Source organism: Afipia sp. P52-10, from assembly GCF_000516555.1.
Taxonomy (GTDB): Bacteria; Pseudomonadota; Alphaproteobacteria; order Rhizobiales; family Xanthobacteraceae; genus P52-10.
The window spans coordinates 1,103,700-1,115,866 of sequence record NZ_AZSJ01000007.1 but is presented as its reverse complement, the minus strand read 5'-3'; the positions used below and the strand labels follow the sequence as shown (position 1 = coordinate 1,115,866).

Below are 12,167 nucleotides of genomic sequence, written 5' to 3'. Positions count from 1 at the left end.
GTCAGGGGCGGACCGCAGGCGTCTCGATCGGCATGCCCTTGGCGCGGGACATCAGGAACAGTTCGAGGTCGACATATTCCTGTGCGCCGTAGGGGTAGGGTTCGGCGCGCACGCCAACGAAGCAGCCGCGTAACCGCCTTTGTAGCGAGCCGATGCTCTGCCATTCGAGCCGATAGATCGGGTAGCCGGTCGGATGGCCCTGCGGGATCGTGGCGGCGGCGAGCTTCTGTCCCGGGTGGCTGTCGTGGCAGTTGGCGCAGGAGAAGTTCAACTGACCCTGGCGCTGGTTGTAGAGCGTCTCGCCGCGTTTGCGGAATGGTTCGAGACGGGGATCGTCTGGCGGCGCGATCGGCATGCCGCGCGATTGGGTTGCGACATAGGTCGTCAGCGCTAGCAGCTTGCTGTCCTCCCAGGCGAACGGCTCGGCCTGCTGCTGGGTTTCGCGGCAGGCGTTGACCTTTCCCTCCAGGTCGAGCGGACGCTGCGTGGTTGCATCATAAGCGGGGTAGCGCGTGGCAACGCCTTTCATGCTGACTGACGCGTCCCGATGGCAGTCGGCGCAGGATTTCCCCGCCGCACCGGCTTTCGTGCTCCAGAGCATCTGTCCCTCCAGCACGGACAGCATGCCGGGGTTGGTGACATCCTCGCGCTGCATCGCCTGCAAGGGCGGGCTCATGTCATCGAAGCCGGAACGACGGCTGTCGCCGTTGTCGGCCGCGATCGCAAGCGTTGCCGCGCACAGCAGCGCAGGCAGGAGCACGAGAGGCGGTGGGCGGCGGCTGGTCGTCATTCGACGACGAGCTTGGCCGACTCCATCGCGGTCTCGCCGCGATCGTCGGTCCATGAGAACATCAAAAGCCCGCCTTCGGTCGCCGTCGTCGTGAAGGTGATGAACGGGTTGGCGGCGATCGCCGGAAACAGGTCGGCGCGGAAGATTTCCTCGCCGTTCAGCGTGCAGACGAACGTTTGGATGATGTCGCGCGGGTAAAACGTGCCGTCGCCTTTCGGCCGGTAACCGGTTTCCATCGGGTGCGAGATCAGCGTCTTGATCTCGAAGATTTCGCCACGTTTGACCTTGGCGGGAACGTTGATGAGGGCGCGGGCCATGGTCAGTTCTCCACGCAGGCCGGGAGCGTCACGACGAGATCGGCAGAGCCGGACCAGAACGATCCGTCGCTCATCTGCGCCACGGCCATGATGGTCTGCGAGTCGCCAAGCCGGATGCGCGTCGAGACGTAGGCGCGGCCGGAGCGTGGCGACAGGTGGAAGGTGGCGATATTGGGCTGCGGGTTCTTCTCGTTGAAGACGGCGATGGTCTTGACGTAGTCGTCCGCGGTCATCGGGCTTTCCACGGTGAGGGCGAGCGGCACCGAGTTGCCGTTCTCCACCAGCGGTGGGATGTCCAATGTGATGCGGCCGGACTTCATCTCCGCGCCGGCTGTGAAACTGCGGACCGCGCTTTGCATCGTCTCCGTGGTGGCGCGAGCCGGCCGCGCGACCAGGATGGCCAGCGCACCGGCGCCTGCGGCGAGCGCGCTGCGACGTGTCATCGATATGAGGCGGTCAGAGCTCACGGCGTGTCCTTCAATGTCATCAGATAAGCGATCACATCCTCGATCTGCTCCGCCGTCAGCACCGGCTTATCCTGCCATGCGGCGCCGACCCGTGTCAGGCCTGCGATGCGATAGTAGGCGGGCATGATCGTGCCGGGGGTCACTTTGCTGCTATCGACCAGCCGCAGCCGGAGCTGGCCTTCGCTCCAGCGCGTTCCGGCACCGCGCAGGTCGGGCGCGAGCGTTCCCTGGAAGCGCTGCTCCGGGAACGGGCCCGTGTGGCACAGCAGGCAAAGCCCGACCTGGCGGTCGGCGACGATCGCGCGCCCGCGTCCGCTATCGCCCTTGGTACCGGTCAACGACTGCGGAATGCTGTCGCCATCGATGGTGAACGGCCGCAGCGGCTCTGCGGATGCCGGTTTCACCACGCAGGTAAAAGCCGCCAGCATCAGCGCGATGCGGTCAGCCGAAGACTTCCGATGTGATCGTCTTGAACCAGGCATCCGCATATGTCGCTTCGAGCGCCCGGAACGAGGCCGGAGCATCGAGCGGGCTGACGCCGCCCGCGCCTTCGACATCGGTCAGCAGGCCGTTCGCCGGACGATAGACGCCGGCGATGGTGATGCCGTAGTCGGGCGCGACCAGGCTGTAGCAGGTATTGATGAGTTTCGGTGAGATCGCCTGTTCGCCCCGCAACAGGCGGAGCACCGCGGCCGCGCAAACCTTCGCTTGGGCATTGGCGGAGAAGGCGGATTTCGGCATGCCGCCGGCGATGCAGGCGTCGCCGATGACATGGATCTCCGGCTGTTGCTTGGATTCGAAGGTCACCGGATCGATCGGGCACCAGCCGCTGCGATCGGCCACGCCGGCAAGGGGAGCGATCAATCCGGCCCGCTGCGGCGGGATGACGTTGGCGACATCGGCCTTGTGCTTGCCGAACTCGGTGACGAGCGTTTTCTCCTTCACATCAACTTCGGTGACCTTGCCGCCGGACGACAGCGATATCCATTCGAGATTGGGGTAGAGCGCCTTCCAGGCGTTCTGAAACAGCGTCTGCTTCGAGAAATTGTCCTTGGCGTCGAGGATGATCAGCTTCGCGCGTGGTTTCTGCGTCTTCAGGTAATACGCAATCAGGCTGGCCCGTTCATACGGCCCAGGCGGACAGCGGAACGGATTGGCCGGCGCCGAGATGACGACCGTGCCGCCGTCCTCCATCGTCTCGAGTTGGCTGCGCAGCAGCGTGGTCTGGGCGCCCGCCTTCCAGGCATGCGGCATGACCTGTGCGGCTTCTTCGTTGTAGCCGGGCAGCACGTCGAAGCGGAGATCGATGCCAGGTGCCAGCACCAGGCGGTCATAGTCGAGGGTTGCTCCGTCCGCGAGGGTGACGCGCTTCGCATGCGGCTCGACACGGGTGGCATTCTGCGCGCCGATGGTGATGCCATCCGCCTTCAGGGCGTCGTAGCCGAACTGCTGCGCCGATAGCGGCCGCAACCCCGCCAGCACGCCGTTGCTGAACGGGCAGGCGGTGTAGGTCGCGTTCGGCTCCACCAGCGTTACGCTGACGCCGCCGCGTTTCAGTTCGCGGGCGCAGGTAGCGCCGGCGAATCCGCCGCCGATCACCACGACGCGCGCCGACGTCTGCGCCGCGGCTGGCCGCGCGAACGCCGCCGATGCGCCGAGCAGCGCGGCCGATTTCAAAAGCGAACGGCGGTCGAGGGTTGCGGTCATCGGTCGTGTCCTCAGCGTTGGCCGAGCCACGCGGCGATTGCGCGGGTCTCCTCCTCGGAAAAACCCTTGGCGATGCGGCCCATCACCGTCGCCTCGCGCTTGCCCTCGCGGAAATCCTGCATTGAAGAAACGATCTCTGCTGCCGGTCGGCCTTTCAGTGGCGGTAGCGAGGTGCCGGCATTCTTCGCGTCGTGGCAACCCGAACATGAGGATGCGCCCGCGGGGGCCGCCGACTGGGCGGCAGCCCCACCGATCATGAGCAGCAGTGCCGCGGTGCTGGCGAGCAATGGTCGCATGATCAGGTCTCCCGCGGCCGTTCTGCAACGGCCGCCGTTAGTGGCAAGGATCTCAAACCTTGCGCAGGCTGGTCTTCGACAGCGGCATCTGACGAACGCGTTTGCCGGTCGCCGCGAAGATCGCGTTCAGCACCGCAGGCGCTGCGACGCAGATGGTCGGTTCGCCGACGCCGCCCCAGAAGCCTCCAGACGGCATGATGACGGACTCGACGGCGGGCATCTCGTCCATCCGCATCATCTGATAGGTGTCGAAATTCTCCTGCTCGACGCGGCCATCCTTGATGGTGATATCGCCATAAAGCATCGCCGTCAGGCCATAGACGAACGAGCCTTCGATCTGTGCCTCGATCTGCTGCGGATTGACCGCGGTACCGCAATCCGTTCCCGCGACGATGCGGTGGATCTTGAGCACGCCGCCGTCGCTGACGGAGACCTCGGCGCAGGCGGCCACATAGCTGCCGTAGCCCATGTGCTGGGCGATGCCGCGGAACACGCCGGGCTGGGTCGGCGTGCCCCAGCCGGCTTTCTCCGCAACCGCGTTCAGCACCGCCAGATGCTTCGGGTGATTGACCATCAGCTTGCGACGGAATGCGAGCGGGTCCTGTCCGGCCGCATGCGCCAGCTCGTCCATGAAGCATTCGAGGTAGAGCGCATTCTCGTTGTTGTTGACGCCGCGCCAGAAGCCCGGCGGCACATGCGGATTGCGCATCGCATGGTCGATCAGCAGGTTCGGCACCGTGTAACCGAACTGGCCCTCCGGCCCCTGCGGGTTGAGGCCCTGGAAGTTGGTCGGATCGCGGCCGTTCTGCAGGCCTTGCGGGTTGACGCCGGCGAGGATCGATTGTCCGGAAATCCGCATATGCAGTGCGGTCAGGTTGCCGGCCGCATCGAAGCCGCCGACCAGCCGGCATTGCGTGGTCGGATGATAGACGCCATGCGTCATATCCTCCTCGCGCGACCAGATGGTCTTGATCGGCGTGCCGGGCATCTGCTTGGCGATCAGCACGGCATAGCGGACGAAGTCGTGGCTGGTGGCGCGGCGGCCGAACCCGCCGCCGAGATGATGCCGGTAGACTTCGTTCTTCGCGGTCGGCAGGCCCGAGGCTTGCGTTGCGGTGGCGAGCGCTGCTTCGCCATTCTGCGTCGCCGTCCAGACCTCGCACTTGTCCTCGGTCCAGAGCGCGGTGGCGTTCATCGGCTCCATGGTGACGTGGTGCTGATGCGGAAAGCCGTAGACGGCCTCGACCGTCTTCGCCGCACTCGCAAGTGCGGCCTTTGCATCACCATTCTGGTTGCCAAGGAAGGCGTCGGTCGCGGTAAGGCCCTCCTTCTGTGCCGCTTCGATATCAGCGCTCTGCACATTGCCGTTCGGGCCGACGTCCCATTCGATCGGAAGGGCATCGAGGGCGGTCTTGGCGCGCCACCAGGTGTCGGCGACAACGGCGACGCCCGTATCGGCGACCTGAACGACCTTCTTGACGCCCGGCATGCCCTGAACCTTCGCGGCGTCAAAGCTTTTGATCTTGCCGCCGAACACCGGGCAATTCTTGAGCGCCGCATTGAGCATGCCGGGAAGCTTGACATCGATGCTGTAGACGAGCTTGCCGTTGGTCTTGTCCAGCGTATCCAGCCGCTTCAGCGGCTTGCCCGCGATGGTCCAGGACTTAACGTCCTTCAGCGGAATGTCCTTCGGCGGTTCGAGCTTGCCTGCGGCTTCGGCCACCTTGCCATAGGTGGTCGAGCGGCCGGAGGCTGCGTGGGTGATGACGCCCTTCGCGACGGTGCATTCGGAGGCTGGCACCTTCCACTCGTTGGCGGCGGCCTGCACCAGCATCAGGCGTGCGCCCGCGCCACCTTTGCGGACATATTCATTGGACTGACGGATACCCTGGCTGCCGGCGGTCTGGAAGTTGCCCCAGACGCGGCCGCGGGCGACGTTCTGGCCGGGGGTCGGGTACTCCCACGTCACCTTGTCCCAGTCGCATTCGAGCTCTTCGGCGACAAGTTGCGCGAGACCGGTGAGGGTGCCTTGTCCCATCTCGACACGGGCGATGCGGACGACGACGGTGTCGTCCGGCTTGACGACCACCCAGGCGTTGATCTCCGGCGTGGCGGCTGCGGCGGGCTGGGCCGCAGCGGTCGTGCCGAAGGGAATATGGAAGCCGATGGCGAGGCCGCCTGCGGCAGCGGCGGTGTTGACGAGGAAGTTGCGGCGGGAGAGTTCGATGGCGTTGCGTGCGGTGATCGTCATGCGTGCCTCCAACCTCAGCCGGCCATCGTCGAAGAGGCGAGCTTGATCGCCGCCTTGATGCGATTGTAGGTGCCGCAGCGGCAAATGTTGGTCATCTCGCTGATGATCTGTTCGTCTGTCGGTTTCGGTGTAGCCTGCAGCAAGGCTGCCGCCGCCATGATCTGGCCGGTTTGACAGTAGCCGCATTGCGGCACGTCCAGCGCGAGCCAAGCCTTCTGAATCGGATGACTGGTATCCGGCGACAAGCCTTCGATGGTGACGATCTTTTGCTGTTCAGTGATGGCGCTGAGTGGCATGCTGCAGGAGCGTGTCGCGACTCCGTCGATGTGCACGGTGCACGCACCGCATTGGGCGATGCCGCAGCCATATTTGGTGCCGGTCAGGCCGACTTGTTCGCGAAGGACCCAGAGCAGCGGCGTATCGGGATCAGCGTCGACGTCATGAGTGATGCCATTGATGGACAAGCGTGCCATGAGAGTCTCCCGAGCGGATGAAGCAAGCAGACGGTTCGAATGTCAGACAGCATGGCTGACGTGAACACATCGCGACTATACAGCCTGAGCTGGAGTTTGATGCATCACGCTAATGTGTGAAGATATTTCGCGCGTCTTTTGTCGTACGACGTTTTGACTTTTGCGACATTTCGGCGCGGCGCGACGAGGGAGTCGGCGGCTGCGACGTGCGATCCCGGCAAAACGGGGCTCTCAAGCGTGACTCTCATGACATGCCGGTAACGCTGTGGTTTGCAGTGCGTTCCGACAGTGAAGATCTGGCATCGGCGCAAAGGTCGATCGTGACAAGGGGCCGTCGTGGCAGCGCGCTGTGATGCTATCGTTGCTGTTTTATGATTGTCGCAAACCGACCTCGGCACAGACGTGCCGCTGCTCATCTTCCGCCCAGAGATCGTAGCCGCCATTGACGGCGCGGGCGCAGAGATGGATACGGGTGCCGCAGTAGATCGGTCGGCTGTTGCGGGTCGTCATGGTGGCAAGTGCGGCATCGTTCAGGTGGCGCATGCCGAATTCGCGCAGCAGCAGCACGGTCAGGCCCGCGTTCACGACCAGCGACGGATAACCCTCGGTTCCGGTGGTGTATGGATAATCATAGTGGATGCGGTGCGCGTTGAAGGTACAGGCCGAGTAGCGGAACAGCATCGTCTCGTCGATCGCGACCTGTTCGCGGACATCAGCGATGCGCTCGACCGGCCTATCGGTTGCCGGCGCGGCGGCATTGGCCGAGGCCGGTTCACGGAACAGCGTATCGGTGTCTTCCTGCAGCGCGGGCTTGCTTTGGCCGGCAACGTAGAGGAGCTGGCGCGTGGTCGTAATCATGAAGCGGCCGGAGCGACCGGTCTTCTCGGTTGACGACACGACTTCACTGACGCGGCGGACATCGGCGCCGATCGGAATATCGGAAAAGAATGTGAACCTGCGTCCCCCCATCATGCGCCGCGGCAGCCCGGGCGGCGTGACGGCGCCCTTGTTGGTGGGCGTACCGTCGGCGCCAAGCACGTTTTGCGGCGCCGTGGGCGTGAACAGAATGAAGTGCCAGCCGCGCGGCAGGGGATCGCCATAGCGCACCTTGCTGTCGTCTCGCCCCAGCAAGGCATAGACACGGCGTACCAGCGGCAGAGCGCAGTTGTCGAAATCTTCGTCCAGCGAGTCTTGATCGTTTGTTCTATTTGTCATCGTTGAGACTCCATTTTTGGAACCTCATAAGCAATCGGCCTGCAGAGCGCCAGCACGCAATAGTCAACATGGGAACAGTAAGTCGAGCCGACGTGGGAGATCGAGGCTGCCTGGGTGGTCGACATGCGCGCCCGGCTCTTGGTAGAGAGGGCTTCCAATCAGGGATCGAGCATGACAGTTCCAGTGAGGTCCGCCGATCAGGGGCGCGCCGATATTGCGGAGGCGATCCAGCGGGAAACCGGCATCGACGAGGCGATGATCGAGCGGTTGGTTCGCGGATTCTACGCCCGCGTTCGCGAGGACGCGTTGATCGGCCCGGTCTTTGCCGCACGCATCACCGACTGGGAGCCGCATCTGCAACAGATGTTTGCGTTCTGGTCCTCGGTCGCGCTGATGACGGGACGTTATAACGGCCAACCGATGCGCAAGCATCTGCCGCTGCCGGTCGATGCGCGCCACTTCGATCGCTGGCTGGCGCTGTTCGAGACGACCGCGCGCGAGGTGTGCCCGCCGAAGGCGGCGGATCATTTCATCGAGCGGGCGCAGCGGATCGCGGAGAGCCTCGAACTTGGCATCGCGAACGGGCAGGGCGTCTTGCTGCGCAAAGGCGAGCGTTTCCGCCGCGCCGAGACCTGAGCTGATCTCAGCCGATTGATCCTGAGAGGCTGACCGAAACAGCGATCGACATTTACAAGCCTGCTCTGACGGTTCGAAGAGCGATTCACTTTGTCATGGCCGCGTCGAGCATGGGCATGACGGGGAGGCGGTCGGGAGAGCGGCGATCATGGGAGCGCGTCCCGTTCCTTGACCAGCCGTTCGAGCTCTTCGGTTTGCTGAGCGATCCGGGCGGCATTCCGCTCTTCGGTTTCGCCGCCGGACGCGGCCGCCGCTTGCTCGATCAGTTGGCGGATGTTGTCGCGCAGAATGGCGATGCGGCGGTCGAGCTCCGGTCGTGGCAGCGTGCTTTTCTCGCCCATACCCTGCTCCCTGCCGGCCATGTTGCCGGAGCCGACGTATCATGGCCCGGCAATCCGTTCCAGGAACCGTCGGCAACGGTGTTCCAGGGCAGGGAGGCTGTCAAGCCTAGTGGTTCTTTGGTCCAGTTGACTTTGCCGGTGCTTTTATTCAGACGTTCCGGATGCGCGCATCACACCAGCGGCAACGCCTCAATGGCGCCGGCAGGCTTATCCTGCTGATTTAGCCCGAATCCCCCGGTTACGACCGGTGGGTTCGGGGTTGGATCGCTTCGCGCAAGCCATCCCAAGCCATCCATGCCGCATGATCGCCAGCCCGCGCCGCGGGTTCTCCAAACAGTCGATTATCGAGAGAGCATCCGTGCGTTCACCACGCACTCCATCGGGCCGTTCCGCAGGTTTCGCCTCGCGTCGCCCTGCAGCAAAGAGGTTCCCGTCGCAGCCTCTGGACGCGAACGTGGCCAGCCTGCCGCGCGCGCTGTCGAAGCTCGGCTATTGTTCTCGGACCGCCGCGATGGCGCTGATCGCAGCCGGCCGGGTTCGCGTGAACGGCCAACCCGCCAAGCACGAAGCGATGCGGGTGCACATGGCCCGCGACGTCATCACCGTCGATGGCGAGCCGGTGATGGCCGCGCGCAAACACTATCTGATGCTCAATAAGCCGCGCGGCCTGATCACCACCCGCAGCGATCCGCAACAGCGCGGCACCGTCTACGACTGCCTGGCTGGCCACGATGTGCCGTATCTGTCGGCCGTCGGCCGGCTCGACAAGGCGAGCGAAGGGCTGCTGCTGCTGACCAACGATACGCTTTGGGCCGACCGGTTGCTCGATCCCGTCTCCCATGTCGATAAGCGCTATCATGTGAAGATCGATCGGCTTGCTGATGAGGGGTTCCTGTCGGCGCTGACCGCAGGCATCGACGACAGTGGCGAGCGGCTGGTGGCGAAGTCCGCCTCGCTTCTGCGCGAAGGACCGCGCGCTGCCTGGCTCGACATCGTTCTCGATCAGGGACGCAACCGGCAGATCAGGCGGATGGTCGCGGCGCTCGGCGCGGAGGTGACGCGTCTCGTACGCGTGCAGATCGGCGGTCTCCAGCTTGGCGATCTGCCGAAGGGGGATGTGCGTTCGCTGACGTCGGACGAGATTGTCCGCCTGTCGGGCGCGGCGGCGCCATCAAACAAGATTGCAGGCTGACGGATCGGCCGTCGGCGCTACCGCGGAGGACATGTTGGTCAATCTGGACGAAAAGCTGGAGCCCATTCTTACCGATGTGCTTCGCCGCAATGCCGGCGAGGAAGAATTCCACCAGGCGGTGCGCGAGGTCCTCGAAAGCCTCGGGCGGGTGATCGCCAAGCATCCGGACTATGCCGACGATGCATTGATCGAGCGGATCTGCGAGCCGGAGCGGCAGATCATCTTTCGCATCCCCTGGGTGGACGACAAGGGCCAGGTGCATATCAACCGCGGCTTCCGCGTGCAGTTCAATTCGGCGCTGGGTCCTTATAAGGGCGGCATTCGTTTCCACCCGTCGGTCAATCTCGGCATCATCAAGTTTCTCGGCTTCGAGCAGACGTTCAAGAACGCATTGACCGGAATGCCGATCGGCGGCGGCAAGGGCGGCTCGGACTTCAACCCGCGGGATCGCTCCGACGGCGAGATCATGCGGTTCTGCCAGTCATTCATGACCGAACTCTATCGCCACCTCGGCGAATATACCGACGTGCCGGCGGGCGACATCGGCGTTGGCGGGCGCGAGATCGGCTACCTGTTCGGCCAGTACAAGCGCATCACCAATCGCTACGAAGCGGGCGTGCTCACCGGCAAGGGCCTGGTCTATGGCGGCTCGCGCGCGCGGCGCGAAGCGACCGGATATGGTGCGGTCTATTTCGTCGAACGGATGCTGGCGACGATCGGCCGTGACTTCAGCGGCAAACGCGCGGTTGTTTCCGGCTCCGGCAACGTCGCGATCTACACGATGGAGAAGATCCGGCAGTTTGGTGGCACGGTGATCGCCTGTTCGGATTCGAATGGCTATGTGATCGATGAGGCTGGTATCGACCTCGATCTCGTCAAGGAGATCAAGGAGGTCCGACGCGGCCGTATTGCAGACTATGCCGCGCTGAAGAAGGGCGCTCGCTATATCGAGAAGGGGAGCATCTGGGAGGTGCCGTGCGACATCGCCATGCCGTCGGCCACCCAGAACGAGTTGACCGGCAAGGATGCTGCGGCGCTGATCAAGAATGGTGTCATCGCGGTGGGAGAAGGCGCCAACATGCCCTCGACGCCGGAAGCCGTGCGGGCCTTTCAGGAGGCGGGCGTGCTGTTTGCGCCGGGGAAGGCCGCGAACGCGGGCGGCGTTGCCACCTCGGCGCTGGAGATGCAGCAGAATGCGTCGCGCGATAGCTGGACATTCGCAGAGACCGAAGAGCGTCTCGCCAAGATCATGCACGGCATTCACGACAGTTGCGCGGCGACGGCCGAAGAGTACGGCGCGCCGGGCAACTACGTGCTCGGTGCCAACATCGCAGGCTTCGTGCGGGTGGCAGAGGCGATGCGGGCGATGGGTGTGGTCTGATCGTCGGAGAAAGATTGGCGGGGCAGGAAGATCGGGGAGCACTCCCGCCCCGCCAATTGCGACCATGGCTTATCTCACCTTGGCCTCGGTCGCGTGAGGTTGATGCTGCGCGGCGCTTTCATGCTGTGCGACCGTGGCGGCCGTGTCCTGGTATCGCGTCTGCTGGGCCGCGCCAGAAATCGATGCCAGGCCCATGAAGATGCCGTAGACCAGCCAGACCACCATCACGTCCGCTTCCACCGTCATACCGGGAGGTTCGACCACGGCGCCCGGCGCGGGCAGCCGCTTGACGAGTTGGGTCGCGAGTACGCTTGCTTGTTCTGGCGAGAGATGGGCACTGGCCGTCGTCCAAAGTGTCGCGGCGAGGCTGTTCGCCGCCTCCTGTTCGGACAGGCCGCTCAGCCGTGCGGACTCCTCCCACGGATCGAGCCCTTGCCGCGCGAGCGCCGAAATCACGCTGAGCGATAGTCCGTCTTGGTCAACGACCGGCGCGTACAGGAAGTTCTCGAATTCCGTATTCAGGCTGGTCATATCGTCCTCCTGTCGGCGCCGGCGCGACCGGTGTTCAGCCTGTCGCCGTCCGTGCCGCAAGCTTGCGTTTCAGTTCACGCATCTCCTCGAAGCGCTGCGATACGTCACGCAGGATCGACACCGTTCCCGACGGCTGTTGCTGTGCATCGCGCAGGATGGCGATGGTGAACTCGACTGAAAGACGCCGGCCGTCTTTCGTCAGTGCCGGTACCGCGAGGAGGTCGCCGGCGCCGTACCGGCTTTGGCCGGTTTGCATCGTACGTTCGAAGCCGTCCCAGTGACGCTTCCGGAAGTTGTCGGGAATGATGATATCGAGCGACTGGCCGACGGCCTCAGCGGCCGAGAACCCGAAGATCCGTTCCGCGCCGGGATTCCAAAAACGGATGATTCCGTTGCGATCGGTCGCCATGATCGCGTCCGAAGCCGTCGCAAGAAGCGCGTCGATGACCGGTTGTGATGCCTGCATGAGGTTATCGTCGCTCCCTTTCGCGTTTCGGTGCCAGCCTATGAATTGTTCGATGGATCATTGGCGGCGATTCACAGCGTAGGCCGTTCGATGGTTTTGACAAA

15 protein-coding genes are annotated in these 12,167 nt (G+C 64.0%); 3 read left to right on the top strand and 12 right to left on the bottom strand.

The annotated features are described in order from the left end of the window. Position 1: 1 nt before the first annotated feature. The 9 genes from soxA to X566_RS24125 all read right to left on the bottom strand — a co-directional run bounded on the left by soxA (position 2) and on the right by X566_RS24125 (position 7,516). Complete coding sequence (gene soxA / locus X566_RS22565) at positions 2 to 790, bottom strand: sulfur oxidation c-type cytochrome SoxA (RefSeq protein ID WP_034471805.1); 789 nt, start codon at positions 788 to 790, stop codon at positions 2 to 4. Further along, positions 787 to 1,107, bottom strand: coding sequence for a thiosulfate oxidation carrier complex protein SoxZ (soxZ, locus tag X566_RS22560; protein WP_034471802.1), 321 nt, complete (start codon positions 1,105 to 1,107; stop codon positions 787 to 789). Before soxZ ends, soxA begins: the two co-directional genes overlap by 4 nt. 2 nt (positions 1,108 to 1,109) lie before the next feature. Then, positions 1,110 to 1,550, bottom strand: a complete 441-nt coding sequence (locus X566_RS22555; protein WP_034472812.1) for a SoxY-related AACIE arm protein — start codon at positions 1,548 to 1,550, stop codon at positions 1,110 to 1,112. A 20-nt stretch (positions 1,551 to 1,570) separates the two neighbouring features. Beyond that, positions 1,571 to 2,002 carry a sulfur oxidation c-type cytochrome SoxX gene (gene soxX, locus X566_RS22550; protein WP_034471800.1) on the bottom strand — a complete coding sequence of 144 codons (432 nt, stop codon included), beginning with the start codon at positions 2,000 to 2,002 and terminating at the stop codon, positions 1,571 to 1,573. 13 nt (positions 2,003 to 2,015) lie between these two features. Beyond that, positions 2,016 to 3,281: an NAD(P)/FAD-dependent oxidoreductase gene (locus X566_RS22545; RefSeq protein ID WP_051444431.1), complete on the bottom strand. Its 1,266-nt coding sequence runs from the start codon at positions 3,279 to 3,281 to the stop codon at positions 2,016 to 2,018. A gap of 11 nt (positions 3,282 to 3,292) precedes the next feature. Then, positions 3,293 to 3,577, bottom strand: coding sequence for a c-type cytochrome (locus tag X566_RS22540; protein ID WP_034471798.1), 285 nt, complete (start codon positions 3,575 to 3,577; stop codon positions 3,293 to 3,295). A 52-nt stretch (positions 3,578 to 3,629) separates the two neighbouring features. Beyond that, positions 3,630 to 5,828: a molybdopterin cofactor-binding domain-containing protein gene (locus X566_RS22535; RefSeq protein WP_034472806.1), complete on the bottom strand. Its 2,199-nt coding sequence runs from the start codon at positions 5,826 to 5,828 to the stop codon at positions 3,630 to 3,632. A gap of 14 nt (positions 5,829 to 5,842) precedes the next feature. Beyond that, positions 5,843 to 6,301 carry a (2Fe-2S)-binding protein gene (locus X566_RS22530; protein WP_034471796.1) on the bottom strand — a complete coding sequence of 153 codons (459 nt, stop codon included), beginning with the start codon at positions 6,299 to 6,301 and terminating at the stop codon, positions 5,843 to 5,845. A gap of 369 nt (positions 6,302 to 6,670) precedes the next feature. After that, positions 6,671 to 7,516 carry a hypothetical protein gene (locus X566_RS24125; RefSeq protein WP_051444430.1) on the bottom strand — a complete coding sequence of 282 codons (846 nt, stop codon included), beginning with the start codon at positions 7,514 to 7,516 and terminating at the stop codon, positions 6,671 to 6,673. 171 nt (positions 7,517 to 7,687) lie between these two features. On the opposite strand from X566_RS24125, the gene X566_RS22520 reads away from it, so the two are divergent. After that, positions 7,688 to 8,152: a group III truncated hemoglobin gene (locus X566_RS22520; protein WP_034471793.1), complete on the top strand. Its 465-nt coding sequence runs from the start codon at positions 7,688 to 7,690 to the stop codon at positions 8,150 to 8,152. A gap of 146 nt (positions 8,153 to 8,298) precedes the next feature. Here the strand turns inward: X566_RS22520 and X566_RS22515 are convergent, their stop codons facing one another. Next, positions 8,299 to 8,493 (bottom strand): hypothetical protein, encoded by a 195-nt coding sequence (locus tag X566_RS22515; RefSeq protein ID WP_034471790.1) that lies wholly within the window; start codon positions 8,491 to 8,493, stop codon positions 8,299 to 8,301. Positions 8,494 to 8,947: 454 nt separating this feature from the next. Between X566_RS22515 and X566_RS22510 the strand changes: the two genes are divergently transcribed. Both X566_RS22510 and gdhA read left to right on the top strand, forming a co-directional pair. Next, the gene (locus X566_RS22510; RefSeq protein ID WP_244434854.1) at positions 8,948 to 9,685 is read left to right on the top strand and encodes a pseudouridine synthase; all 738 of its coding nucleotides are present in this window, start codon (positions 8,948 to 8,950) and stop codon (positions 9,683 to 9,685) included. 31 nt (positions 9,686 to 9,716) lie between these two features. Beyond that, a complete protein-coding gene (gene gdhA / locus X566_RS22505) occupies positions 9,717 to 11,066 on the top strand; it encodes an NADP-specific glutamate dehydrogenase (RefSeq protein WP_152540026.1) in 1,350 nt (449 codons plus the stop codon). A 69-nt stretch (positions 11,067 to 11,135) separates the two neighbouring features. Here the strand turns inward: gdhA and X566_RS22500 are convergent, their stop codons facing one another. Both X566_RS22500 and X566_RS22495 read right to left on the bottom strand, forming a co-directional pair. Further along, entirely contained in the window at positions 11,136 to 11,597 is a 462-nt protein-coding gene (locus X566_RS22500; RefSeq protein WP_034471779.1) for a hypothetical protein, read from the bottom strand. Positions 11,598 to 11,631: 34 nt separating this feature from the next. Then, positions 11,632 to 12,063: a PAS domain S-box protein gene (locus tag X566_RS22495; RefSeq protein WP_034471777.1), complete on the bottom strand. Its 432-nt coding sequence runs from the start codon at positions 12,061 to 12,063 to the stop codon at positions 11,632 to 11,634. Between the last annotated feature and the right edge of the window lie 104 nt (positions 12,064 to 12,167).